The organism is Pseudoalteromonas sp. SG43-4, from assembly GCF_014164325.1.
GTDB lineage: Bacteria > Pseudomonadota > Gammaproteobacteria > Enterobacterales > Alteromonadaceae > Pseudoalteromonas > Pseudoalteromonas distincta.
In genome coordinates, this window is the sequence record NZ_JACJFB010000007.1 from 103,336 (window position 1) to 128,636 (window position 25,301).

The following is a 25,301-nucleotide window of genomic DNA, read 5'->3' on the forward strand; positions in this document are numbered from 1 at the left end:
ATTTGTTCAATCTAGGGGCGATTAAATCGCGGCGCGAGGTTTGTAACCTAGTGGGCTAAGTAAAAACCGAGCAACAAAGAGTTAATCGTCCCTAGAAAGAACCCAAAGGGCAGCGCATGTTTGGTATTTATGCTGCGTTATCGCCTATTCATGGGGAATAACCACACTACATAGGCACCGCCTTGCCTAAAAACCAAACATACTGCTGCAAATTCACCCACCAAAGATCAACACGCCCTAGTATATTTAAGTAAGCGCTTAGCTTTGAAAATTAAGCAACCGCTTGCTCTAAAATTTCGCGGCTTTCTTTTAGCGTAATAGCTTGGTTTTCGCCAAGAGCAACCATGCCGTGAGCTTCAAGTTTGCCAATAATATTGTCAATAGCAGCGGCTTTATCATCGCCATGTTCAGTAAGCTGGGTCGCTACGTCGAGGCTATGGTAAAACGCCTCAATTGCTGCAATTGTTTTCTCTGCTAAATCTTCAGATTGCTCAAGACCAAATACGTTTTTACCCATTTGCTCAAGCTTTGCTTTTTTAACTGCAAATTGGTTACGTAATAAAGAAGGCTGAACAATAGCAAGTGAACGTGCATGATCAACACCGTAAGCGGCTGTAAGCTCGTGGCCAATCATGTGTGTTGCCCAATCTTGCGATACACCAGAACCAATTAAACCATTAAGTGCTTGGTTAGCAGCCCACATAAGGTTTGCACGCCATGCGTCATCTTGGTTTTCAAAGTTATCACCTAAAGTTTTAAGCGTTCTTAAAAGTGCTTCAGCGTAACCTTCTTGAACTAATGCTGTTTCAGGGAATGTTAGGTACTGCTCACAGGTGTGAACCCATGCATCTACTAAGCCATTCACAAGTTGGCGCTGCGGTAATGTTTTCATTACATCAGGGTCCATAATCGCAAATTTAGGAAGTACTTCTGGTGATGCAAACGGTAGTTTTTGCTTCGTTGCTTCTTTGCTCACAACTGAGTTTTGGTTAGATTCAGAACCCGTTGCAGGCAATGTTAATATTGCACCGATTGGTAATGCACTAGTAATAGTATGCTTACCAGTAGGAATATCCCAACCTTCGCCATCATAAACGGCTGATGCGGCAATGTATTTAACGCCGTCGATCACTGAACCGCCGCCTACGCCTAATACGAAGTCAATATCTTGTTCTTTACAAATTTTTACTGCTTGGTCTAGCACTTCAATTGTTGGGTTAGCGCCAACGCCCGAAAACTCAACCCAGTCAAAGCCTTCAAGTGCTGCTGCAACTTGGTCGTACACGCCGTTCTTTTTAATTGAACCGCCGCCGTACACTACAAGTACTTTTTGATCTTTTGCGATCAAATCAGATAGTGCCGCAATTTGTTGCTGACCGAATTGGATAAGAGTTGGATTTACGTAGCTAAATTTCATTATTTTGCTCCTAGGTGACGGTTAAATACTAAATAGAATGCTTAGACACTAGCTAAGCTAAATTCCAATGAGTGCATATTAGTAGCAAAACAAACATAAAAAAAGCCCAATAACTCGCAAAAGCTTGCCTAAAACTATCAACATTGTTATTTTACGTAAAATACACTCAATTAAAGATGCCTTTTATGCCCACCATAGCCAATATGTTGCAACAATACGCCGAGCATAATCAATTACTCAGCTTTGAAGGCACCATGGAAACTATCATTCCAGGCGTGTATTTTCATCGAGCAACTAAAAGCTCGCCGCGCCAGCCGCTTATATATAACTCAGGTATTATTATTGTTGGGCAAGGTCATAAAATAATTCACTTTCCTGAACATCAAATAAAATACGGCGCAGGCGACTACTTAGTCCTTGGCGTACCGGTGCCATTAGAGTGTGAAGCATTTACTGATAACGACTTACCCGTTATGGGCATTGCCATAGATATAAACCCTGCAATGCTACACAAACTCGTTAATCAAATAATGCAGCATAAGCCTCTTTCAGCATCATCGTCTTCTGCACAAATTGGCGCAGTACAGTCGGCAACTTTAGATACAGCAATGGAGCTCGTTACTCACCGGTTATTAGCTGTTTTAAATAACCCCATTGAGGCTGACATTTTTGGCGAGGATATAGTAAAAGAATTGGTATATCGCGTACTTTGTGGTCCACAAGGACATACTTTAATAGGGCTTGCTATGCATGATGGGCATTATGCACGTATCGCCCGCACGCTCTCAACTATGCACAGTAGTTATGCCAATCAAATTACGGTTGAAGGGTTAGCTGAAGATGTAAACATGAGCGTATCGTCGTTTCATCGTGCTTTTAGGCAAGTAACGTTTGAATCCCCTCTACAGTATTTAAAAAAAGTACGCTTAGCTAAGGCTAAAGAACTTATAACCACTAGTGGAAGTAAAGCCAACGAAGCTGCATTAAAGGTTGGCTATACCAGCCCATCGCAATTTAGCCGCGAATTTAAACGCCACTTTAATAAAACACCTAGCGAAGTATTAACTCAATTACACAGTTAATTTAACTAATTAACTAATAGCTAAATAGGTGGGCTCTGCTAGTATAAAAAAATGTAGTTGAGCTTGGAAGTGCTTATGGCTGACAAAAAATATCATAAAAATACAGTTCCTAATATTTTACACGGAGGTGCTAAATACGTATTTCTTTTTTTTATTTACTTAATAGCATTTAATAGCAATGCAGGCGATTTTTGCGATATTACCCCCTTAAATAGTCAGTCCCCTCCATCATCTTTACAACCTAATACAACTTCTGAACTTCAGGCAAAACGCGGTACAAACCAATTTCAGCTTAACTGCTTGTTAAAGCGTGGCGGCGTACTTTCGTTTTTGCGCCCAGGTCTTGATGATTTTACATGGCAGCAAAACGGTGTAATAAAGCAGCCATTAAAATCGGCACAAGTGGCATTTTTAATGGACTCAGGAAACTTTACAGCCATTATTACAGTTGAGTCAAAACTTAACTATACACCACGCTTTAAGTGGCAAAATACACAAGTTTTTTTTAAAGAAACACAGCAACATAATCTCATTATGGGTGCTTTTTATGGGCTGTGTATCACACTCATTTTTTACGTATTTATAATGGGCTACAGGCTTCACGACAAGATATTTAAGCTATACAGCGCTTATATTTTTTGTATTGGCAGCTTTATTTTGCTTCAAGAAGGCCAACTCTATTTATTTATAACTGACCACGTTTCATCACTCCTATTTGATTTATACTTACTCAGCATAGGTTTAACAGTACTCAGTGCTACATGGTTTATGTGCGCATTACTTGAACTAAACAATAGATGGCCAAAAACAAGTAAGATTTTAAAAATTATGGCCGGTATTGTTATGTGCTTTTCTTTAATAAAAATATTGTTCAGTAACACTTTGATTTGGCAAATAGCTGGCAACATCATGGCTTACGGCTCATTAATTATTGTGACTGTTATTTTTGTTTTAGCGGCACAACAGGCTCGCAAAGGAATACGCGAAGCAACGCTTGTTTTTGTAGCATTGAGCTTGGTGCTCGTAAGCATGATATTTAGAGTATTACTTATTAATCAAAGCCCATTTATGCAACGTTACGGATTTATTTTGGCTTTCGCTGTGGAGTCATTTTTACTAGCAGTAGCTGTTTCTAGGCGTATTAGCCGTATGCGAATCGCACAAAAACGCGCCGAAACCGAAGCCGATTACGATCATCTTTGTGGCATTTTAAACCGCCGTGGCTGGGGTAAAAAATCATCAGAGCTGATTGAGCTGCATGCAAAAAAAGGCGGAGTTTTATGTTTAATGTATATAGATTTAGATGACTTTAAACAGATAAACGACAATTATGGGCATGCCGTAGGCGATGAAGCTTTATGTAAAGTAGCCGCCAGTTTAAAAAGTATTGTACGCACCAGCGATGCAGTCGGCCGCTTAGGCGGCGATGAATTTGTAGTACTTGCCCACTTTTACAGCAAAGCGCAAGTAAGCCCAAAAACACACCATCTAAAAATAGAGTTAGATAAACTCGCCATCACGCATAACGACCAGCCTATTGCTATAAAGGCAAGCATTGGTAGCAGCGTATTTAGTGAGCCTCCTAAAAATATTGACGAAATTTTAAAAGCCGGCGACACCGCTATGTATCATGAAAAACTACAGCGTAAAGTAAAGCCGCTCACTTTAGTTGATAGCTAGCTTTAAGTATTTAAAACCGTAGCTGGCTTAGCAAACTGCTTACGGTTTATATAGTGGCTAAAAATAATAGTAAATAACGTTGAGGCTTGTTTGCCAATAAAATGGGCAACACTGCCCATTACCGCTAAAATAACCGGAAAGGTAGAGATTAACCGCTCCACGCGGACCCTATATGCTGTGATATAAACGTAACAAGTACGATAAAGCCCGTCACTAATATCATTTTACCCAAAGCTCCCAGCGGGCATTTAATGGTTTTGCATCAACTGATATATTTAGCTTTGTAGAGATAATAGTTAAACCGAGTAAAATACAAAGCGAAACCACACTCGCCACAATAATATTCATTGGTAAAAATAAAGTAATAACGCTAAATACGCACCAAGTACTCAACGCTGTAAAAAGCGATTTAAGCATTCCAAATCTTCGTGAAACAACCAAGTAACTAAAACAAAATAAGCCTATACCGCTCATACTATAAAGAGAGGCCACCGCTGAGTTAGCTGCAAATAATTTACCTTGTTCTAATGCTATAAAATAAGAAATAGGCCAGAGGTAATAGGCAAACCAGGAATTATGCCGCTAACAAAACTACCAAAGCGTTTTTGGGCGAATGTTATTAGTAAAATAAGCAAAGGAGCAATTATGAGTTTAAGCAGCATAAATAACAATAAAATATGAGAGCTGAAATTAAGTCTAGGTGTCTATACTTATATTGTAGAGTGAATAAAAATCATGTATGTAGCCTAATTTTTTTACCTGTAAATATTAACTAATTTATCAAAACACTGATTAATAGTTATAAAAAAACCACTTATTGAAGTGGTTTTTTAGCTTAACTTAAGCAACAGCATTTATACTTTTTTAAACAAAACCTCTGGGTTTACCATGGTTTTCATTTCAAGCACATTGCCATTTGGATCTTCAATAAAAAACGTTTCTTGCTCAAACTCATCACCAATAAAACGGCGGTATGGTTTATCTAGGTATTCAATACCCGCATCTTCAATACGTGTTTTTAACCCGTTAAATTCATCTTCAGATAAGTGAATACCAAAGTGAGGTACTGCTACGGCTCCCATATCAACATCATGGCGAACTGTTGGTAGGCGCTCAACGCTTTGGTGTAAGGTAAGTTCATTGCCCCAAAAATCTATATCTACCCAGCGACCTTCTTCACTATTACCCGTTTTACAGCCTAGTACGTCACAATAAAACGCTTTAGCCACTTTTAAATCGCCAGCCGGAATAGCCAGATGCAAACAGTTAGACATAAATAACCCTTGGTTAACACTTTAATACATTAAATTATCGCCATTATACATAATTTGTGATTTATAGAACATTAACAGCAACGCTATTAAGCATATTTAATACCTAAGAATCGTTTAAAAAACACGCTTTTTAAATGTGTAATTACTTATAACATTTATTTGTTAGAGAGTATTAGAAAGCGCAAAAGGATTAGTTTAAAATGCGCCGCTATGATTAAATTCTTACTTTTAAAATTCATTACTTTCTTTTTAGGCTTTGTAGCTTGCTTTGCTATGCACACTACTTTTGCACTGCCTTTAGTAATTTCTGCCGCGCTAACGGGGCTTATTGGCTCTTTTATTCCTTTTCCTGCGCGTTATAAAAACCATCCTTATGCTGCAATTTATGCTGGTAGTTTTGCCGGTATGTGTTCAACCCATTTAATTACCAGTTACTGGGAAATTGCTATTATTTCGCTTATTGGCTCAAGTTTGTATGTGCTTACTATGAATATGTTTACAGGCTTTGGTGGCAAACTTGGCAGTGTCGCTTTTGCAAGCGTGGCACTTTTTGTATTAGCTAAAGGAATCGTACTATGAGTATTGAATACCCATTACTTGTACTGCTTGGTGCTTTTTTAACGTTTTACTTAGCTAAACATAGTCGCTTTGATGGTATAAGAGCATCCTCTTCACTTTCTATTATTGCTTACTTAATTTTTAGCGCATTGGATTTAAACCCCGATTTATACGCGATTATATTTTTTGGCGGTACATTTATTGGCATGAGCGCCCCGCATCGTTTTGGTATTTATACGGTAGCAAGCTCATCTGTTTTGTTTTCAATATTATTTGAATTTCTTGTACCAAAACTTGACGGCTACGGTGGTGCACTAGGTATTAGTGCATTTTTATCTGTATGTATTTGCCATACCTGTATTTTGTTAGGTGCCCCAAGAAGTAAAAAACCACCACCAGTTCAATAAAAAATTATTGAACTGGTCTAGTTTCTCCCTGCATTCGCTTTAATATAGTAGAGAAATTAGAGTGTAAAATATTCATGTTTTAAGCTGTTCTTTTTCTCTGCAAGTCTGTTAGAATCTTTCGCGAACTTTATTTACCCTAAATAAAGACAATCATATATGGATTTATGAAAATGAAAAAACTAATCGCAGTAGCTGCACTATCTTTACTACCTTTCTCAAATGCTATGGCTGACCAAGATATTGGTTGTGGTCTTGGTTCTATGTTATTTGCTGGTCAGCAAGGTAAAGGCGTTAAAATTTTAGGCGCTACAACAAACGGTACTTCTGGTAACCAAACTTTTGGTATCACTTTTGGTACTTTAGGTTGTGATGGTACTGGTACAGTAACGTCTTCAGAAAAAATTGCTTTATTCATCGACGGTAACATGGAGCAACTTGCTCGTGATATGTCAAAAGGTGAAGGCGAAACTTTAGCTACTCTAGCTGAAGCTTGGGGTGTTGCAGATCAAGATAAAGCAGCATTCAACGCGCTTGCTCAAGCACAGTTTTCTTCAGTATTTACTTCTGAAAACGTAACTTCGCAAACAGTTTTAGAAAACCTAAACACTGTTCTTGCAAGTAACGCACAACTTGCTTCTTATACTCTTTCTTAATCAGCTAAATTAGCCGGTTTTATACGTATAAATAAAGCCGCTGGAGTATTTCTCTAGCGGCTTTTATTGTTTAGTGATTATGAAAAAAATATTCTTTGTTTTATCAATTGCGCTGTTTAGTACTTACGTAAACGCTCAAAGTTTTAAAAATGACACCTTAGCAACCGACCCTTACTGGCTCAAATTAGGTCATTACCGTGGGGCCACATTAGGTGGTTGGAAAAGTGAAGTAGATAGTGCTGAGTTTTTTTTATCTCCTATAGGTAAAACAAGTCCACTGGACGAACTTGAAGCCACTATAGCCGCATTTAGTGGTAAATATACTGACCCAAAAACAACACAATCTCGCTGTCGGTTTCCAGCACGCTATAAATGGCTAAAAACAAAAATTAAAAATAACTGGCCCGCGCTTAATTGCCCAGAGCTTCAGGCGTGGCAAAAAATAATCAACCCAAAAGGGGTTACGTTAGTTTTTCCTACTGCATTTATGAATAGCCCATCATCAATGTTTGGTCACACCTTACTTCGTATTGATGCAAAAGATCAGACCCGCCATAAAGAGTTGCTCGCATTCGCAGTTAATTTTGCAGCAGAACCAAACGGCTCAGACAATGCAGCTATGTACGCACTAAAAGGCCTGATTGGCAGCTATCCTGGTAAATTTTCGCTTATGCCGTACTATAAAAAAGTACGCGAATATAATGATTTAGAATCTCGTGATATTTGGGAATACAAACTTAATTTATCTGAGCCACAAGTAGAGCTTATTTTATTGCACTTATGGGAGCTACAATCAGCTACATTTGATTACTTTTTTATTGATGAAAACTGCTCCTACCAATTACTTGCATTATTACAACTCGCACAAGAGGACCTTGATTTAACATCGTCATTTAATATGCAAGCTATTCCATCAGATACCGTCGCAGTACTAAGAAATAACAACTTACTACAAACTCCTAATTACCGCCCTGCTTTTGGCACTAAGCTTTACCATTACTCTACTCAAATGACTAACGAACAACTTGATGATGCAAGAGAGTTAATGCAAGGTGGCTCCCTCAATACTCGTAATTACTCACAGTCGCAATTAGTCGCAATATTAGAAATGGCGTATGAATGGTTAAATTTTGAATTTTACGATAAAGCATTAAAGCGTGAAGAAATTGCACCGCGACTAACTAAGCTACTACTAATGCGCAGCAAATATAAAGTAGCTTCGCCATTTACTAAGCCAAGTCGTCCTATTGCTTCTCCAGAGCAAGGTCATGGATCTTCTAAAGTAACGCTTGGAAGAACTGAGTACGCCCATCAAAGTGACTTAACAAGCTTTGCGTATCGCCTTGCATACCATGATTTATTAGATAGCTCAGCTGGATTTATTCCTGGTGCTCAAATTAGCTTTTTTGATATTGAAGGAGCCATAAGCGATAAGGGTAACACGCGACTTGAGCATTTTTATTTATTAGATGCTATGTCACTTGCACCCGATAACCGCGTGTTTGATAGCTGGTCTTGGAACTTTAAAATGGGCTTTGATCGTCAGCCTAATAATAATATTCAACAAGGTCGTTGGTTTGCTAAAGGTGGATACGGAAAATCAATCGGTAACCCAAACACGTTACACGGCTATTTACTTGGCCAAGTTGAATTTAATAATGGTGACATAACAGACAACCTAACAACAGGCATTGGTAGTGAAGCTGGTGCAATATGGCAAATAAATAACAGTCATAAACTCGCTCTTACAGCAAACATAACATGGTTAATAGATGGCCAAGCAGATAAACACAGTGACTTTGCAATAAAGTGGAATTACTCCTTATCACGTAATTTATCTATACGTACTGAGCTTAAAAACCAACATTGGTATACAAGTAGTACATCGGCTAAATTTGCAATTCAATACTACTTTTAATCATTGCATATACCCACAAGCGCTTAATTATTTTTACAGTGCTTGTGGGTATATAAAACTTTACTCAATACACGTTCAATTTTCACTTCTTTAATTATGCAATAGACTCTCTACATACCTATTCATTTACTTATTTTATACATTTGAGTATATATTTCAGACAAGACCCTTTAAACTCAAAGTATTGTAGTTAGAAAGATTCTCTTATGTATCTGCGTGTTGTAGTTTTCATTTTCGTTTTTATTTTTTGCAGTAATGTAGGGGCAGTAAGCTCTCTTACTTTTATTGCCGAAGATTTACATCCTTACCATTTTAAAAACAAAAGCGGTGAAGCTGACGGAGCTTCCGTTGATATTGCTAAGGCTGTTTTAAAAGAAGCAAAACTACAAGCTAAATTTGAAATAATGCCAATGGCACGAGCCTTTCATCAACTAGCAGCTAATCCAAACACAATTATGCTCTCTTTATTAAAAACTCCCGCTAGGCAAAGTCAGTTTAAATGGTTAGGAGCGGTATATTTTACTGATGCCTACCTAGTTAGTTTAAAAAGCCACAAAGACGAAGTAACTCATTTAAATCATGCAAAATTTTATAAAGTAGGCACTATTCGTGGATATTTGAGTGCCAAATATTTAATAAGAATGGGGTTTGAAGAAGATAAAAATTTAATACTAGCTAGTTATTATCAGCAGGCATGGCAAATGCTTTATAAGGGTAGAACTGACTTTGTCCTTATGAATACACTCACCTTAGATAATGAACTAAAAATGTCAGGGCTCGACCCAGACTTAATAACTAAACGACTTCATTTAGCTGATTTTCCTTCAATACTCTATTTTGCTGCTAATAACCGGCTTGACGATAAAACAGCAAACTTAATCTCGCAGGCATTAAAAACTATAAAAGTAAGTGGCGAATACCAAGCCATCTTAAAAAAGTGGCAACTCCCTCTTCCTCCTTCTATAAATTAAACCTATTTAAATAAGTATATTAGCAAACATCAAGCGCTACCAAATATGATGATAAACACCTCTATTTAACAATTTCAAATAACATAATAACGTTAACCAGCCCTATTGGTTAACCAAAACACCATCATTAAAATAACAATTAATTATAAAAAACTACAAATTGGTAAGTTTTAATTTTTAAATTGGTATGTTAGATTGAGGTTAAGCGACGCCTGTACCGCGCAATTTTTACTTCATCACACAGAGACAATAATGATAAAAAATACATCCACATTTAAACTTACGGCTTTAGCCGTTATCACACCTCTACTTTTTACGGCTTGTTCAAGTACCCAAAGCACTAATCAGCAAAGCGATGCGCCGGTACCTGCAACAAAGTTTGATTTATCACACTGGAAAATAAATGTACCAGTTGATTTAAACAACGACGGTAAAATTGATGAAATAGATGTAGAAGAAATTCAGACTTACGCACACCCTGATTTTTTCTATCTTGATGATAAAGGCTACATGGTATTTACCTCGCCTAATAAAGCGCTTACAAGTGCTAACTCTACTAATACCCGTAGTGAACTTAGACAAATGATCCGTGGATCAAATACTAAAATTAAAACTAAACACTCTAAAAACAACTTTGCTTTAGCTGTTCACCCGCTATCTGACCGATTTGGCTCTGTTGGTGGAAAAATGGAAGCAACGTTAAAAGTAGATCACGTTGCGCTACGTGCAACTGATCCTGATAAAAAAGCGGCTTACTCGGTTGTTGTAGGGCAAATTCACGCAGGTAAAGATCAGGCACTTATTGATACCAAGCTTGGTTATGGCTGGGGCAATGAGCCACTTAAAATATATTACAAAAAATGGCCAGGGCATAAAACAGGCTCAGTTTTTTGGAACTACGAACGTAACTTACCTAAAACCAATCCTGACCGTAAAGACATTACTTACCCAGTTTGGGGTAATACATGGGAAAACCCTAATGAGCCTGGCAGTGCCGGTATTGCACTAGGTGAAGAATTTAGCTACACGGTCAATGTGTATAAAAATGTTATGCACCTTACATTTAGTGCACAAGGCAAAGAAGACGTTAACTACTCTATTAACTTAGGTAATAACGTAGATGCTTATGGCAAAGTGGACGAAAAAGACCATCCACATGGTTACGCTGCAGATTGGCATTACTTTAAAGCCGGCGCTTATAACCAATGTAGCACTAAGAGCGCTAAAGGTATTTGGTACCCAGGTTGTTTAGGTACTGGCGATTGGTCTACAGATAAACAAAATGGCGATTACGCTCAAGTAAGCTTTAGTAAACTTGCGTTAAGCCCAGCGACACCGCCAACAAAATAACTAGGCTAGTACAGCCTCAGATAAGTAATTTTTTAGTGATGTAAACAGTGGCGTTGGTAGATTATTAATATCGCACCAGCGCCACTTTAAACATTTATTAGGCTCTTTAAGCTCAGGCTCTCCGCCTTCAAAATCAGCTTTTACATACAGCGTAATATAGTGCTTGTTCTCTGCTGTAAAAATATCATTGGTAAAATCAAGCTTAGTAATTTTACTTACCTTTAAACCTGTTTCTTCAAACACTTCTCGTATTGCACATTGCTCAACACTTTCACCAAACTCTAAATGTCCACCAGGTGTTGCCCATGTATTAGCACCATGCGCGCCAATGCGCTCACCTAGTAAAATTGTGTTTTGATGCTTTATGATAACTGCAACCCCTACTCTTACTACGTTACTCATATCGTGTTTTCTCTTATTTTTACTGCCCGCCATGCTGAACCACACGCTTTGTGTTGTCAATTTTGTATTTTTAAAACCAGTGTATTGATTAACTTTTAACCGACCAAGGTCGAATAGCTTGCTTGCTAAAAAAAGCCTACATTTTGTAAGGTCTCTCACACACAAATTTAGCTTTAGGAGCCTTACATGTCAGGCGAATATAAACAGCAATATAATGCCTTTAAGCAAAACCCAGCCCAATTTTGGCTCGAACAAAGTAAAAATATTCCATGGTACAAAACCCCCACAAAAGCATACACACAAGACGACGACGGGCTTTACCATTGGTTTAGCGACGGGCAATTAAACACCAGTTTTTTAGCGCTAGACCAACACGTTATTTCCGGATTTGGCGAGCAAACTGCACTTATTTACGACTCCCCAGTCACTAATACAAAGCAAACTTATAGCTACTCACAACTACAACAAGAAGTTTCTAGATTTGCAGGCGTAATACAATCGTTAGGTGTTACAAAAGGCGACCGCGTTGTTATTTATATGCCAATGATCCCACAAGCTGTTATTGGTATGTTGGCGTGCGCTCGTCTTGGTGCTATTCATTCGGTGGTATTTGGTGGGTTTGCTGCACACGAATTAGCTGTACGCATTGATGATGCCAAGCCCAAACTTATACTTAGCGCCTCATGCGGTGTTGAAGTAAACAGCGTTATTGAATACAAACCACTTATTGATAACGCAATAGACTTAGCTACGCACAAAGTAGAACACTGCGTTATTTATCAGCGTCCACAAGTAACCGCCACTCTTAAGCCTAAACGAGACATAGATTGGACTCAGGCAATGCAAACGGCTGCAAGCGCAGATCCGGTGCCTGTAAATGGAGATGATCCGCTTTATATTTTATATACCTCAGGCACGACAGGCACACCCAAAGGCGTAGTGCGCGAAAATGGTGGTCACGCAGTGGCAATGCAATACAGCATGGAAACCGTTTATGGTATGAAGCCCGGCGACGTATTTTGGGCAGCGTCTGACATTGGCTGGGTAGTTGGGCACTCTTATATAGTTTACGCGCCGCTAATGTATCGCTGCACGACCGTATTATATGAAGGTAAACCGGTTAAAACACCCGACGCCAGTGCATTTTGGCGCGTGGTTGAAGAATATAAAGTAAATGCATTATTTAGTGCCCCCACTGCATTTAGAGCGATTAAAAAAGAAGACCCAAATGCCGATGGTTTTAATCAATACGATACCTCTAGCTTAAAACGTTTGTTTTTAGCAGGCGAGCGGTTAGATCCTCCCACTTACGAGTGGCTTAAAGAAAAAACCAAACTGCCAGTGCTCGATCATTGGTGGCAAACCGAAACCGGCTGGGCTATTGCTTGTAACCCTGTAGGGCTTGAGTACTTAGCAACAAAACCTGGTAGTTCTACCGTCCCTACTCCAGGTTTTGACGTGCGAATATTAGATATGGATGGCAATGAATGCGCAGCTAACGAGCAAGGCGCCGTGGTAATTAAACTGCCACTTCCACCAGGTTGCCTACCAACTATTTGGCAAGATACCACGCGCTTTAAAGCAAGCTACCTAAATGAATACGAAGGTTATTATTTATCTGGCGATGGTGGTTATATTGATGAAGACGGCTACCTATTTATTATGGGCAGAACCGACGACGTTATAAATGTAGCAGGCCATAGGCTTTCTACCGGCGAAATGGAAGAGATAGTAGCCGCGCACCCTGCTGTTGCTGAATGCGCTGTTTTTGGTGTGAGCGATCCTCTAAAGGGGCAACTTCCTATGGGAATGATCGTGCTTAAAAATGATTTTATGGGCTCAAGTACCGACGTAGAACAAGCGCTTGTTTTAAGTGTTCGTAATCAGATTGGCGCTATTGCGTGCCTTAAAAATATAGTTAGCGTAGATAGGTTGCCCAAAACACGCTCGGGTAAAATACTGCGTAAAAATTTGCGTCAACTGGTTGATGGCGAAGAGCTACAAATACCTTCAACCATAGATGATGTCAGTATCTTTGAAGAAATAAACCAACAACTAACACAAAGATAAACCCAACCAACCTATCTAAAGCCATTTTTATAATGGCTTTTTATTTCATCCTTATATTTGATCCTTTGACTTAAGTTTAGGTTTAGGCTTAGTTTTAAGTTTTAATTTAACCAATAACTGAAATTTTTTACAGCTTTATGCTTTCTTCTTTTAATAGCGTTATTAATTTAATCAATTTTAAAAGGAATGGTGTATGCCCCGCTTGCTACAAAAACTATTAACCACAGCCCTATTGTTTATAGGCTTTGCCACACAAGCCTATGAAATAGAAGACTTAGGAGATGGCTTACACCGCTTTATAGACGACAGACACCGCTCAGTATTTTTAATCACTCCTGAGGGCGCAATTGTTACCGACCCGCTTAACAAAAAAGCCGCCATCTGGTTAAACGAGCAAATTAAAACTCGCTATAACGTACCGGTAAAGTATGTAATTTATAGCCATAATCACAGCGATCATATTTACGGCGCCGAAGTATTCAAAAGCCCGCACACCACTTTTGTGGCGCATAAACTCGCCGCGCAAGATATTAAAAACACACAAATGAAAACGGTAATGCCCAGCCTTACTTTTGATAACGAGCTACTACTTACCCTTGGTGATTCAACAGTAAAGCTTAACTACCATGGTCCAAACGATGGTCGTGGTTCGGTTAGTATATTATTCGAAAAGCAAAAAACCTTGTTTGTGGTTGATTGGATTGTTATTGGCAGAATGCCGTGGCAAAAACTGTGGAGTTACGATATTCAAGGCATGATTAACTCAACTCAAGCGGTACTCAAATATGACTTTAATACTTTTGTAGGCGGACATGCCGATATTGGCAGTAAAGCAGATGTAGCGCGTTACTTAAGTTATTTAGAGCTTTTGTATAGCCAAGTAACCGCAGGCGTTTTAGCCGGTAATACGCTTGACGAAATTAAACAAAATGTAAAATTAGACCAATTTAGTGACTTTAAACAGTTTGATGCATGGTTACCACTTAACATAGAAGGCGTGTACGAGCGTTTAATGGAAGAGTCTGGTATGGGTTGGCGCAGCGATTTATAAGTTTGAACTCAGTGGACTAAGCTCTGAGCTCTAAACTCAATATTGTAAGCATTGGTATTGGCGTATTTAACGCAGTACCAATGTACTTATTAATTAGTTAAATAGACGTCAAAAGCCATATAAGTCACCTTTACAATGTCCTAGCGCGGTTTTACATTTTAAATCTAAGTAACCTAAACTCTGGATAATAAATCTATCTCAAGCAGCTATTTTCAGCGCTAACCGCGTTGAATCTACTTGCAATAGACCAGCTATTGACGCGTAAATTCGCCTTGTTTTCACTGAAAATCTCTAGCTAGAGAAAATAAATTTAAATATCACTATGATTCAATATGTTAGTAAATCTCTTAACCAGAGTTCAGGTTCAGTATTAAAAAAGCGTATTAACTAAAATCAACCACCACTTCATAACGCCCAGGCATGTCGTTTACTTCGTATACCCAACCGTGTCGTTTTATTATTTTTTCGCTTAACTCTAATCCTAAACCGTAGCCAATATTGGCAGGCTTGCTTGTGTTATTAGTCGCGTGTGGTGTATCAGTTTTTGCGCTGCTATTTACTATAATCACACGGCTGCCCTGCTGAGTAATTTTCACTTGCCCTTGTTGCGTATGCTGATACGCATTACGTATTAAGTTAGTAAGCACAATGTGGCATGCGGTGGCTTCGGTATTAATAGTTGTACTTTGGTTATCGGTATTTATATGTACGTCAACTTGTTTTGAATTGAGTAAATAATCAAGTTCGTTACCCAAAGTCGTTATTTTGTCGGCTAGGTTTACAGGCTCTGGTGCACTTTGCTGGTCGTCATTTCTGCTAAGCCACAATAGCGTCTCGGTTAAATCGCTCATGGTTAAACCGGCGCGCTCTATTCGCTGCAGTGTAAGGTGTTGTTTATCGCTTAAAGGCGCTTTTTCGCTTAAACGGTTAAGTAACTCAACGTTGCTGCGAATAACCGAAATTGGCGTACGTAACTCGTGGCTCGCATAACTTAAAAAGCGCTGTTCTCGCTCAAGGCTGTCGTGAGCAGAAAGCAAGCTACTGCGAATTAGCGTTGCCAAGGTATTTAGTTCGTTATAGGTAAACTCGGGTGGCGTGTTTTGTAAGTTCTTTTGATTTAACGACTTAGCCCAACCACGTAGCGATTCAACTGGCTTGGCTATTTTTTTCATTACCATAAACAAAAAGAAGGTAAATAAAGCAATTGCCGTAACCCCCGTTAACGCTATCCATACCAACTTTTTTATAGGTTTATCGGGTGAGCTTTGTTTTTCAAGACGCTCTTTTTCAAGCATAATGCGTGATACGTAACGTGGCTCCCCTGCAGGGTTTTGAAAATACGCTACAAAATAGAGGTCTTCCGGCATTGAAAAAAACGATGGTTTTACTTTGCTTTTTTGTAGTACGCCAATCTCTGTAGGCTTTGTAAAGCGTTGCTGTATTTCGTTTGGCATGTCTTCCCAGCGACTCGCTATTTTAAAGCCAATCATTTCTGCAGGTTCACCGTTTTTAACCTCAGTAGATTGCGAAAGCGCATGCATTACGCCATTTAACCCTCGATCTAAGCCATCAATAAAATAATTAACACTTAAAAACGAAAAGCCAATTGCCATTAATGAACTTAAAAGCACCATGGTCGCAAAAAAATACAACCTCAGGCTGGGTCTAATTTTCATGCTTGTGTCTCATTTTTTAATTTTAGCCTAAACCCTACACTGGGTATTGTTTCTAGTACGGCTTGGCAATGCGCTTGCTCTAGCTGTTTACGCAAATGATGAATATGCACTTTTAAGCTATTACTATCTGGTTGATCGTCGCCCCATATTGCTTGCATAATTACTTGTCGGGTTACCGGCTTTTGTTGTTCCCTAACAAGCACTTCTAATAACTTAAAAGTAATGGGTGATAACTTTAAACTGTACGCTGCCACTGTTGCTGTATGCGCGGTTAAATTAAGTGTTAAGTTAGCAAACGTAAGTCGCTTTACCTCACCACTTTTACGCTTTGCTAATACTTGAACCCGCGCTACTAGCTCTTTCATGGCAAATGGTTTTACTAAATAGTCGTCACTACCGGCTGCAAACCCCTCAAGTTTATTGTCGAGGCTATCGCGCGCTGTTAGCATTAATACGGGTATATCAATGCCTCGCTCACGCAATGTTTTACACATGGTTAAACCGTCCATTTTGGGCATGTTTACATCTAATATAATCATTTGATATTGATTACGTTCTATTAAATTTAAACCCATTACGCCATTGCTTGCATGGTCACACTCTATTGACTCAATTTCGAGATAATCAACAATGGTGGTTGCCAAATCTATGTCGTCTTCAACCAGTAGTACGTTTATCATTAAGAGGCTACTTCCTGCGTTTTATTTTTAGCACCTAGCGATATTAGCACAGCATCAATACCGCGTTTAGCATCGGTTTGAATCATCAATAATGCCGGTATAAGTATTAAGGTAATAACCGTGGCAAACAAAATACCGTAGCCAAGTGATGCCGCAGCAGGAATTAAAAACTGTGCCTGCATTGAGGTTTCGCTAAGTAGCGGCACTAAGCCTGCGTACGTCGTAATTGAGGTAAGTAATACCGCACGTAATCGGCTCGTACACGACTCAACTATGGCATCGTGCGTGCTCATGCCCTCTTCTTTTACTAGTTCGTTAAAGCGTGAAACAAGTAATAAGCTGTCGTTTACAACTACCCCACTGAGCGCCAAAATACCATTTAATGACAATATACTAATGGTTAAGTCGTTCCACCAATGTCCTAAAATAGCGCCCACAATGCCAAACGGAATTGCTACCATAATCAACATAGGTTGAATGTACGATTTAAGCGGAATAGCCAGCAACACGTAAATAACTAATAAAGCTGCTACAAACATAGTACTCATTGAGCTGGTGGTTTCGCTTTGTTGCTCTGCCTCTCCTGCAAAATACACACTTAAGTTAGGAAATTGCTGTGTTAACTCTGGAATTAAGTCGCGCTTTAAGTTAGCAACTAACTCGTTTGGAGCAATCACGTTTTTATCTACTTGGGCGCTTAAATAAATTGCACGAAGTCCATCAATGCGGGTTATTTCATCTTGCTGATATTCACTGCTTACTGTGGCTACGTTAACTAAAGGGACAACGGTGCCATCAGGCAGGCGAATACGCGACTGCATTATATCGGCAGGTGTTTTACGAGCATCTTCTGGGTAGCGTACACGTACTTTAACTTCGTCTTTATTACGTTGGTAGCGCTGTACAACTGCACCACCAAAGGCTTGCAGTACTTGCTTTGATAAACTAGCTGTATCCATGCCAAGCGCGCGCCCTTGTGCATTTAGGGTAAATTTAAGTTGTGGCTGACCTGGGTTTAAGTTGTCGTCTATTCCGTTAACGCCTGCGGTATTTTGTAAGCGCTCCTTAAATAATGCGCCCGCCGCCATTACGGTTTCGTCGTCCCACGCTTTAAGCTCAACTTTAAAGTTATCAACCATTTTACGCGTGGCTAATATTTGTAATTTTTTACTGCCCTCAAGGCTACCTGCTACGCGCTGCCATTCTTGAGCAAATTCGCTTGCTGTAAAAGCGCCTTCGTTTAATAGCTCAACGCTTACTTCACCGCTGGTGTCGCTGCTACTAAAGACTTGTAGGCTGGTTATTTCGCTTTTGTCAGAGCTCAACTTAGTCATTAAGTTTTGCTCAGCTTGTAATGCACTTTGCTCAAGCGTTAGTAAATTTGTATTTGTTTGCCCATAAGCAGCGTCGTTTTGCATAACCAAATCGGCTGTTACGGTATCGCCTGCAATACTTGGGAAAAAACCAACTTTAACTGTGCCTGTCATCGGCATGCCAATAACTAATATAAAAAAGGCGATAAACGCAGCCACTACGGCGTATCTAAAGCGCAGTGAAAATTCAATAACCTTGCAGTAAATGTTTTTACTAAACCAGCTTAAGCCGCTATCAGCACCATGTTGTATTTTTGACCACAGACCTGCTAAGCCTTTTTTAACTTGGCGTTTAGTACTAATGTGGGCTAAATGCGAGGGTAAAATAAGTTTTGATTCAACAACTGAAAGCAGTAAACAAATGGTCACTACAGTGGCAAATTGAGAATAAATTTTACCTAAGTTGCCCGACACATTCGAAAGCGCTACAAACGCAGCCACCGTGGTTAACACCCCAAATATTGTTGGCACAGCAACCTTCATGGTACCTAAAACTGTATTATTTAATGTATCGCCATGCTTTTTACGTGTGGTGTAAATACTCTCGCCTACAACAACGGCATCGTCTACCACTATGCCCAGCGCCATAATAAAGCCAAAGGTAGTCATTTCGTTTATGGTTAGTGCGGTGTAGCCATCGGTCATAAAATAAAGCGTACCAAAAAATACAAACGGCAAGCCACCAGCAACCCACAGCGCTACGCGTACGTTTAAAAATATGGCAAGTATTACAAACACCATAATAATACCGGTCACCGCATTTTTAGTAAGTAGCGATAAACGCTCGGTGATCATGGTGCTTTTGTCGTGCCAGCTTTCAAGCTCTACATTTTGGGGTAATAAACCGCTTTCGTGCCATTTATCTATTACGCTATTAGCTTGCTTAACAATGGTAGTTATATCGCTGTTATCGCCCATTAAAATTTCAACGCCTACGGCATTTTGTTGGTTATAACGGCTTAATGAGTTGCTATCTTCGGCAAATGAGTCGGTAACTGTGGCTACATCGCCTAACTTAATTTGTGTGCCTGATGCGGTTGTTAACAATACAATATTGGCAAAGTCGCGCTGCCAGTAAGCTTGGTCGGCGGCTTTTAAGCGTATAATTTTACTGCTATCGCGCAAACTAGTCGAAAGCGGGCTTGATGACTCATTATTAATGACCTCACTTACATCACTAATAGTTAAGCCATACGCTTGTAATTTACCTTCGTCGATTTCTATGGACATCATCGGGTCGAGCACACCCGATTGCTCTACGTCGCTAATGCCTGATTGCGCTAATAAATCGGCTTTAAGTTTTTCACCCAGGTTTTGTAATGTATGGCGATCTGCATCCCCAAAAAGTTGCAGCGTTAATGCATGATCTTGCCTACGGGCTTTATCAATAACAGGTTGCTCAGCATCTGCCGGAAAGTTATTAATAGCGTCAACTTGGTTTTTAACGTCAACAAGTAACTCATCGAGTGAGTAATCAGTACTTTTTTCAATGCTTACATGGCTGCCGCTAGCATCGGATGTAGAGGTAATACGTTTAATACCCGATACGGTTTCGAGCGCTTCTTCTATTTTTAACGCTATTCCTTCTTCGGCTTGCAATGCATCGCCACTGTCGTAAACCACCGATACCGAAATAGTATCTGGCTCTAAACTCGGAAAAGCCTCTTTACGTAAAGTCGTAAGCGACATAATACCCATTACAATCACACTAACTAACAATAAGTTAGCGGCAACAGAGTTATTTGCAAACCAATTAATAATACCGTGCAGCGGGTTATTATTGCTGGGTAATTGAGGTGGTTGATGAGGGCTCATTATTGTATCTCCTCAACTATTGGATTTACTTTCATGTCGTTTAAGTAACTAACAAGTGGGCGCGCCACCACTTTTAGATTTTTAGCACCATCTACTGGCGTAATATATACGTAATCCCCACGCTCAAATACTTTATTAGCGTGTGTGCTTACTAAGCTATTTTGATCATTTACGTACCAAATTAAGCCATCTTGAGATACCGCCGAAGCAGGCAGTTTTATTACGTTACTTAACTGCTTACCGGCAATTTCTACCGCTAAAAATGTACCAGGCAGTAACGGCGTTATTTGCTCAAACGGTTTATCTAAGGCAACAATTACGCTGCGTTGGCGCGAGCTGTCATCAAGGTGTTGCTCAAAACGTGCAATATAACCGTTCCATTTAGTATTAGTGGTTACATCACTTAAAATAACATCGCCTGATTTATTATTTGCTAGGTTTTGCCACTGACTTAATGAAAGCGGCACCGTTATTTCTACTTTGTCAGTGCTGTTTAGCGTGGCAAGCGTATCGCCAATACTCACATAAGTACCTAAATCTATATCGCGCGATAAAATAACAGCGTCAAATGGTGCACTTAACTGGGTGTTATTTACATCACGCTGTGCGGTTTTAAGTGCATATTGTGCTTTATCGAGCGTAGCTTGCGCGGCTTCTAACTGCAGCGTTCTAAATACAAGCGGCGAGCTTGGCGCTTGCGTAACGCCTGAGCGATCCCATTCACGTTTTGCTTGATTACCTAAATCTTGTTCTTCTTGCAGTGCTAGTTTTGCATCAGCCAATGTTGCTTTTGCGCTAGCTAGAGCTTGTAAGTATTCGGTGTCATCAATTTGTGCAAACACCTGCCCTTTAGTTATTAAGTTACCGGTCGCAAATTGCTCGCTCATACTGGTTACTTCGCCTTTAACTTGTGCTTTTAAGCTAAGTGACCAATGCGCTTTAGCTTCACCGTGGCCGCTAACATAAGCCTGATAAGTGCTCGGAGCTGCATTAATTACCGATACATTTGGGGCAATAGCTTTAATAGCGGCAGGTTGTGGACTATTTGCTTTTTCAGCCATTTTTTGACCGTTATACATAATAGCAAGCCCTATACAAACAATAGCAACAAGCGTTACAACAACCGGTGTTGGCGAAATTTTCATGACGATACTCCAAGGCCCAAAGCGAGGCCTAAATCTATGCGGTTAGTTAAAAGGGTGTAGTTTATTTGGCTAAGCTGGGCTTGCAGGTCGTATACTTTTTGTTGCACTGTTAGCAAATCTAAAATATCAACCAAACCTTGTTGATACTTACTTTGATAGTTACTAAAGCTGCGTTTAGCGCTAGCAAGTGCATTGCTAATTTGCAGTTGCTGCTCGGTTAATGATTGCTCCTGCCCGAGTGCATTTTCAACTTCGTTTACCGCACTTAGCAGCGTATCTTGGTACTGCCAAAACGCTTGCTCGGCATTTAATTTTGCAATATCAACTTGCGCACGCAGTGCTCCACCTTCAAATAAAGGGGCACTTAAACTGCCTAATAAACTCCACACTGGGCTAGTTAATAATGCTTGGCTTGGCGTGCTTGCTAAATCACTCAGTGATGCCGAAAGCGAAATACTCGGTAGTAGCTCTTTGTACGATACATCAACCAAGTAATGCTTTGCCTGAATGTTGTAATAGGCACTTTGTAAGTCAGGTCGGCGCGCTAAATCTTGCTCTGGTAAGGTACTTAATGGCTCAATAACGCTTGGTAGAGTTAATGTACTTGGCAGGTTTTGAAGTTTATCAGTGCCTACAATTAGCATTAAAGCACGCTTTGCTTTTGCTATTTGTTCTTTGTAATCGGCAATGGTCGCGCGGGTAGATGCCGTGCTAGTACGGGCGGTATCAAGCGCTTCTAAATCACCTAACCCATATTGGTAGCGCTCTACAATACTTTGCTCATTATTTTGTAAAACAACTAAACGTTGCTGCTCTATATCGAGCAAATTTTGCTGCAAAATAATGTTTAAATACGTGCGTATCACGCTGGCTACTAAGGTGTCTTTAGCGCCTTGATAAGTAGCTTGATTACTGGCAATAGTCATATCTTGCGCGGCTACGTTGTCAGCAATTTTTTGCCATATATCGGCTTCCCAACTTATACCTACTGATGAGCTGTATTGCGTGCCTTCGGTTTTACTGCGCTGCGCGTCAAATCCTGCATCTACACTAAACCACTGACTTGCAGCAGTTACATCACGCTGCGCATAAGCTAGTTTTAATGCAACATGCACTTGATTAAACGATGGGTTATTAGTAACAGCTTGCTCAATAAGCGAATCAAGCCCTTCTATATTCACCAAATCGGTAATGTAATTTACTTGCTGTGCGTTACTTTGCGTGTACTGCCAGTTTGTATGTTGTTTTAGCAACTGCTCAGTACTATTACCTTGATAGCTTGGCTGACTACTACATGCAGCAAGTGTGCAACTAAGTGCAAGTAAAAAACCGGTTGAGTGCTTTTTAAAATAAACCATTTAACTATGCCTAATTCGTACTATTACACATAGCTTATTAGGTCGAGGGTTAAGGAGGGGTTAAATGATTTAATCTAAATATTGGGTTGCTAATTTAACAGTAAAAAGTAGTCACTTTAGATGTTTTATATCGTTATAAGTTTTGTAATTGCTCTATCAACCATTTATGAATTGGGCTGTTATTAGTACGCGGATGCCATGCGGCTATTACTTTAAATGTAGGAGGCAGAGCTTCTATTTTTAGCTGTTTAACTTTGCTGTTTGGTAATAATCTTGATGGGTAAAACGCGAGCATATCGGTTGTATGTAAAATGTCGGGCACCGCTGAAAAGCTCGGCACCGACATTACAATATTACGTTTTAGCCCTTGGCTTTCAAACCACTGATCGTGCGATCCGCGCAAATTTGCACGAGATGGCGACACCACTAGCTGTGGATGCTTTGCAAATTGCGCCAAACTCAAAGGTTCAGTGTAAGTCGTGTTACCTATACCGGTAATACACAAATGCTGTTCTTCAAACAAAGTGATATAAGAAAGGTTGTCGGGTATAAATTCTGGAAAGCTTATCAGCAAATCAAGCTCGCCTGCCGTTATAAGTTGATTAACGTTATCTGATGCAAAGTCGCGCACAATCAGCTTTAAACCTGGCGCTTCGCGGCGGGTAATATTAAATAATTGTGGCAATAAAGCCTGCGTGGCGTAGTCGGTTGCGCTTATGGTAAACACACCTTTATAAGTTTGCGGGCTAAACTGCTCGGGCTCTAGTAACGACTCTAATTGCTTTAAAATATGATTAACAGGCGTCTTGAGTCCTTGCGCTTTAGGAGTAGCAACCATGTTATTACCTTGGCGAATAAACAAGCGATCGTCAAATAAGTCTCGTAGCTTTCGTAGTTGCTCACTAATAGCTTGTTGCGTTAACCCCATTTTTTTGGCTACTTGCGAAAGATTTTGCAGTTCTAATAAGCTACTGAGTACTCTTAACTGTTTTATATCAAGCCGACTAATACCATTCATAATTGTATGCTGTACAAAAAAGTGTTGTTTCAAATTGTATCCTTAAATCTCTATGCTGCCAATGTTGCTTAACCACTATTTAAGCCTTTGTTTGCTTTATAAGAGAATTTAAAATGAAATCAGATTTAGTTAATACCGCTCCTTTATTCTCATCAATTGAGCTTGGCCCTTTTACACTTAAAAACCGTATTGTGATGCCTCCTCTTACTCGCTCTCGCAGCACTCAGCCTGGCAATATTCCTAATGAATTAATGGCTGAGTATTACTCGCAGCGTGCATCGGCTGGTTTTATGGTTACCGAAGGCACACAAATAGAACCTCGTGGGCAAGGTTACGCTTGGACCCCAGGTATTCACTCGCAAGCACAAATTGAAGGCTGGAAAAAAGTAACACATGCAGTACACGCTAAAGGCGGCGTTATTTTTGCTCAGCTTTGGCATGTAGGGCGCGTATCGCACGCCACACTACAACCAAATTCAGGTAAACCGGTTGGCCCTTCAGATATTATTGCTGACAATGTAAAAGTATTTATTGAAACCGCACCTGGTGAAGGCGCATTGGCTGACCCAAGTGAGCCTCGTGCATTAAGTACTACTGAGGTTGGTGAACTGGTAAACATGTACGCTCAAGCTGCACGCAATGCTTTAGAAGCTGGCTTTGATGGTGTGGAGCTTCATTGTGCTAACGGGTATTTAGTTAATCAGTTTATTTCTGAGCATACTAATAACCGTGACGATCAATACGGTGGAACGCTTAGTAATCGCCTGCGCTTTTTAAAAGAGATAGTTGAAGCGGTAAGTGACGTTGTAGGCTCTGATCGTTTAGGTGTTCGCTTTGCTCCTTTATTTGAAAGCACAGATGAAACACGAGTGTATTTAGGACTTGTTGAATCAAACCCTCATCACACTTATATCCAGGCCGTTAAAGTGCTTGAGCAAGCAGGTATTGCTTACTTATCGATTGCGGAAGCTGATTGGGATAACGCTCCCGATTTACCACAAGAATTTTATAAAGCAGTCCGAGCTGAATTTTCAGGGCGCATTATTTATGCAGGTAAATACACAGTAGAAAAAGCAGTGCGTATTTTAGGTGAAGGTTACGGTGACTTATTTGCATTTGGTCGCCCATTTATAGCTAACCCTGATTTACCAGAGCGTATAGCAAATAATTGGACGTTTAACGAAGCTGATGCAGCCACTATGTATGGCGGTACTGAAGTAGGTTATAGCGATTATCCTTTTTATCAAAAGTAATTAACCAGCAAAGCCAAGGAAGGCTTAATTACTAATTTAATAGCCATTTTTTATGACACGACTAATCACTTTGGTATATTAAAACGTTCCTATAATCGTCAAAAACTAGAGATTATGTCAAGAACCGTCAGTAAAATGTAAAAAGCTGTA

22 protein-coding genes are annotated in these 25,301 nt (G+C 39.7%); 11 read left to right on the forward strand and 11 right to left on the reverse strand.

The window, feature by feature from the left end; genetic code table 11:
- Window positions 1–271: 271 nt before the first annotated feature.
- Window positions 272–1,417: an iron-containing alcohol dehydrogenase gene (locus tag H5160_RS08950; RefSeq protein WP_002962851.1), complete on the reverse strand. Its 1,146-nt coding sequence runs from the start codon at window positions 1,415–1,417 to the stop codon at window positions 272–274.
- A 185-nt stretch (window positions 1,418–1,602) separates the two neighbouring features.
- Here H5160_RS08950 and H5160_RS08955 point away from each other — a divergent pair, with 185 nt between their 5' ends.
- Both H5160_RS08955 and H5160_RS08960 read left to right on the forward strand, forming a co-directional pair.
- Window positions 1,603–2,499: an AraC family transcriptional regulator gene (locus tag H5160_RS08955; RefSeq protein ID WP_182696153.1), complete on the forward strand. Its 897-nt coding sequence runs from the start codon at window positions 1,603–1,605 to the stop codon at window positions 2,497–2,499.
- 75 nt (window positions 2,500–2,574) lie between these two features.
- Window positions 2,575–4,179 carry a diguanylate cyclase gene (locus H5160_RS08960; RefSeq protein ID WP_182737265.1) on the forward strand — a complete coding sequence of 535 codons (1,605 nt, stop codon included), beginning with the start codon at window positions 2,575–2,577 and terminating at the stop codon, window positions 4,177–4,179.
- A gap of 2 nt (window positions 4,180–4,181) precedes the next feature.
- On the opposite strand, the gene H5160_RS20400 is transcribed toward H5160_RS08960, so the two are convergent.
- The 3 genes from H5160_RS20400 to H5160_RS08970 all read right to left on the reverse strand — a co-directional run bounded on the left by H5160_RS20400 (window position 4,182) and on the right by H5160_RS08970 (window position 5,453).
- On the reverse strand, window positions 4,182–4,340 hold the full coding sequence (locus H5160_RS20400; RefSeq protein ID WP_240915877.1) for a hypothetical protein: 159 nt from the start codon (window positions 4,338–4,340) through the stop codon (window positions 4,182–4,184).
- Between the two features lie 58 nt (window positions 4,341–4,398).
- Complete coding sequence (locus H5160_RS20405; protein WP_259416951.1) at window positions 4,399–4,596, reverse strand: hypothetical protein; 198 nt, start codon at window positions 4,594–4,596, stop codon at window positions 4,399–4,401.
- A gap of 437 nt (window positions 4,597–5,033) precedes the next feature.
- A complete protein-coding gene (locus H5160_RS08970) occupies window positions 5,034–5,453 on the reverse strand; it encodes a VOC family protein (protein WP_010554617.1) in 420 nt (139 codons plus the stop codon).
- A 273-nt stretch (window positions 5,454–5,726) separates the two neighbouring features.
- Here H5160_RS08970 and H5160_RS08975 point away from each other — a divergent pair, with 273 nt between their 5' ends.
- The 6 genes from H5160_RS08975 to H5160_RS09000 all read left to right on the forward strand — a co-directional run bounded on the left by H5160_RS08975 (window position 5,727) and on the right by H5160_RS09000 (window position 11,310).
- Window positions 5,727–6,032: a hypothetical protein gene (locus H5160_RS08975; RefSeq protein WP_002962854.1), complete on the forward strand. Its 306-nt coding sequence runs from the start codon at window positions 5,727–5,729 to the stop codon at window positions 6,030–6,032.
- Entirely contained in the window at window positions 6,029–6,418 is a 390-nt protein-coding gene (locus H5160_RS08980; RefSeq protein ID WP_182737267.1) for a hypothetical protein, read from the forward strand. The genes H5160_RS08975 and H5160_RS08980 overlap by 4 nt, the downstream gene beginning before the upstream one ends.
- Before the next feature lie 170 nt (window positions 6,419–6,588).
- Entirely contained in the window at window positions 6,589–7,071 is a 483-nt protein-coding gene (locus H5160_RS08985) for a DUF3015 domain-containing protein (RefSeq protein WP_002962856.1), read from the forward strand.
- A 79-nt stretch (window positions 7,072–7,150) separates the two neighbouring features.
- Window positions 7,151–8,989, forward strand: a complete 1,839-nt coding sequence (locus tag H5160_RS08990) for a DUF4105 domain-containing protein (RefSeq protein ID WP_182737268.1) — start codon at window positions 7,151–7,153, stop codon at window positions 8,987–8,989.
- Between the two features lie 206 nt (window positions 8,990–9,195).
- Window positions 9,196–9,960 carry an ABC transporter substrate-binding protein gene (locus tag H5160_RS08995; protein WP_182737269.1) on the forward strand — a complete coding sequence of 255 codons (765 nt, stop codon included), beginning with the start codon at window positions 9,196–9,198 and terminating at the stop codon, window positions 9,958–9,960.
- A 252-nt stretch (window positions 9,961–10,212) separates the two neighbouring features.
- Window positions 10,213–11,310: a polysaccharide lyase family 7 protein gene (locus H5160_RS09000; RefSeq protein WP_182737270.1), complete on the forward strand. Its 1,098-nt coding sequence runs from the start codon at window positions 10,213–10,215 to the stop codon at window positions 11,308–11,310.
- Here the strand turns inward: H5160_RS09000 and H5160_RS09005 are convergent, their stop codons facing one another.
- Window positions 11,311–11,712 (reverse strand): NUDIX hydrolase, encoded by a 402-nt coding sequence (locus H5160_RS09005; protein WP_024589726.1) that lies wholly within the window; start codon window positions 11,710–11,712, stop codon window positions 11,311–11,313. It abuts the gene before it with no gap.
- A gap of 186 nt (window positions 11,713–11,898) precedes the next feature.
- Between H5160_RS09005 and H5160_RS09010 the strand changes: the two genes are divergently transcribed.
- The gene (locus tag H5160_RS09010) at window positions 11,899–13,782 is read left to right on the forward strand and encodes a propionyl-CoA synthetase (RefSeq protein ID WP_182737271.1); all 1,884 of its coding nucleotides are present in this window, start codon (window positions 11,899–11,901) and stop codon (window positions 13,780–13,782) included.
- A gap of 193 nt (window positions 13,783–13,975) precedes the next feature.
- Window positions 13,976–14,833, forward strand: a complete 858-nt coding sequence (locus tag H5160_RS09015) for an MBL fold metallo-hydrolase (RefSeq protein WP_182737272.1) — start codon at window positions 13,976–13,978, stop codon at window positions 14,831–14,833.
- Window positions 14,834–15,216: 383 nt separating this feature from the next.
- Here the strand turns inward: H5160_RS09015 and H5160_RS09020 are convergent, their stop codons facing one another.
- The 6 genes from H5160_RS09020 to H5160_RS09045 form a co-directional block, all read right to left on the reverse strand.
- Complete coding sequence (locus H5160_RS09020) at window positions 15,217–16,509, reverse strand: HAMP domain-containing sensor histidine kinase (protein WP_182737273.1); 1,293 nt, start codon at window positions 16,507–16,509, stop codon at window positions 15,217–15,219.
- A complete protein-coding gene (locus tag H5160_RS09025; protein ID WP_182737274.1) occupies window positions 16,506–17,189 on the reverse strand; it encodes a response regulator transcription factor in 684 nt (227 codons plus the stop codon). Before H5160_RS09025 ends, H5160_RS09020 begins: the two co-directional genes overlap by 4 nt.
- On the reverse strand, window positions 17,189–20,377 hold the full coding sequence (locus H5160_RS09030; RefSeq protein WP_182737275.1) for an efflux RND transporter permease subunit: 3,189 nt from the start codon (window positions 20,375–20,377) through the stop codon (window positions 17,189–17,191). Before H5160_RS09030 ends, H5160_RS09025 begins: the two co-directional genes overlap by 1 nt.
- Window positions 20,377–21,522, reverse strand: a complete 1,146-nt coding sequence (locus H5160_RS09035) for an efflux RND transporter periplasmic adaptor subunit (RefSeq protein ID WP_182737276.1) — start codon at window positions 21,520–21,522, stop codon at window positions 20,377–20,379. Before H5160_RS09035 ends, H5160_RS09030 begins: the two co-directional genes overlap by 1 nt.
- Window positions 21,519–22,880, reverse strand: coding sequence for a TolC family protein (locus H5160_RS09040; RefSeq protein WP_182737278.1), 1,362 nt, complete (start codon window positions 22,878–22,880; stop codon window positions 21,519–21,521). Before H5160_RS09040 ends, H5160_RS09035 begins: the two co-directional genes overlap by 4 nt.
- Window positions 22,881–23,013: 133 nt before the next feature.
- Complete coding sequence (locus tag H5160_RS09045; protein ID WP_197142277.1) at window positions 23,014–23,931, reverse strand: LysR family transcriptional regulator; 918 nt, start codon at window positions 23,929–23,931, stop codon at window positions 23,014–23,016.
- 80 nt (window positions 23,932–24,011) lie between these two features.
- Between H5160_RS09045 and H5160_RS09050 the strand changes: the two genes are divergently transcribed.
- Window positions 24,012–25,151 (forward strand): alkene reductase, encoded by a 1,140-nt coding sequence (locus H5160_RS09050; protein ID WP_024597086.1) that lies wholly within the window; start codon window positions 24,012–24,014, stop codon window positions 25,149–25,151.
- Window positions 25,152–25,301 lie beyond the last annotated feature (150 nt).

Bases quoted from the DNA above. Each gene is read 5' to 3' on its own strand.
- H5160_RS08995 (WP_182737269.1), top strand. From the start codon at position 9,196: ATGTATCTGCGTGTTGTAGTTTTCATTTTCGTTTTTATTTTTTGCAGT.
- H5160_RS09025 (WP_182737274.1), bottom strand. From the start codon at position 17,189: ATGATAAACGTACTACTGGTTGAAGACGACATAGATTTGGCAACCACC.
- H5160_RS08960 (WP_182737265.1), top strand. From the start codon at position 2,575: ATGGCTGACAAAAAATATCATAAAAATACAGTTCCTAATATTTTACAC.
- H5160_RS09040 (WP_182737278.1), bottom strand. From the start codon at position 22,880: ATGGTTTATTTTAAAAAGCACTCAACCGGTTTTTTACTTGCACTTAGT.
- H5160_RS08955 (WP_182696153.1), top strand. From the start codon at position 1,603: ATGCCCACCATAGCCAATATGTTGCAACAATACGCCGAGCATAATCAA.
- H5160_RS09005 (WP_024589726.1), bottom strand. From the start codon at position 11,712: ATGAGTAACGTAGTAAGAGTAGGGGTTGCAGTTATCATAAAGCATCAA.
- H5160_RS09050 (WP_024597086.1), top strand. From the start codon at position 24,012: ATGAAATCAGATTTAGTTAATACCGCTCCTTTATTCTCATCAATTGAG.
- H5160_RS08950 (WP_002962851.1), bottom strand. From the start codon at position 1,417: ATGAAATTTAGCTACGTAAATCCAACTCTTATCCAATTCGGTCAGCAA.
- H5160_RS08985 (WP_002962856.1), top strand. From the start codon at position 6,589: ATGAAAAAACTAATCGCAGTAGCTGCACTATCTTTACTACCTTTCTCA.
- H5160_RS09030 (WP_182737275.1), bottom strand. From the start codon at position 20,377: ATGAGCCCTCATCAACCACCTCAATTACCCAGCAATAATAACCCGCTG.
- H5160_RS09000 (WP_182737270.1), top strand. From the start codon at position 10,213: ATGATAAAAAATACATCCACATTTAAACTTACGGCTTTAGCCGTTATC.
- H5160_RS08990 (WP_182737268.1), top strand. From the start codon at position 7,151: ATGAAAAAAATATTCTTTGTTTTATCAATTGCGCTGTTTAGTACTTAC.
- H5160_RS09015 (WP_182737272.1), top strand. From the start codon at position 13,976: ATGCCCCGCTTGCTACAAAAACTATTAACCACAGCCCTATTGTTTATA.
- H5160_RS09010 (WP_182737271.1), top strand. From the start codon at position 11,899: ATGTCAGGCGAATATAAACAGCAATATAATGCCTTTAAGCAAAACCCA.
- H5160_RS08970 (WP_010554617.1), bottom strand. From the start codon at position 5,453: ATGTCTAACTGTTTGCATCTGGCTATTCCGGCTGGCGATTTAAAAGTG.
- H5160_RS09035 (WP_182737276.1), bottom strand. From the start codon at position 21,522: ATGAAAATTTCGCCAACACCGGTTGTTGTAACGCTTGTTGCTATTGTT.
- H5160_RS09020 (WP_182737273.1), bottom strand. From the start codon at position 16,509: ATGAAAATTAGACCCAGCCTGAGGTTGTATTTTTTTGCGACCATGGTG.
- H5160_RS08975 (WP_002962854.1), top strand. From the start codon at position 5,727: ATGCACACTACTTTTGCACTGCCTTTAGTAATTTCTGCCGCGCTAACG.
- H5160_RS08980 (WP_182737267.1), top strand. From the start codon at position 6,029: ATGAGTATTGAATACCCATTACTTGTACTGCTTGGTGCTTTTTTAACG.
- H5160_RS20405 (WP_259416951.1), bottom strand. From the start codon at position 4,596: ATGCTTAAATCGCTTTTTACAGCGTTGAGTACTTGGTGCGTATTTAGC.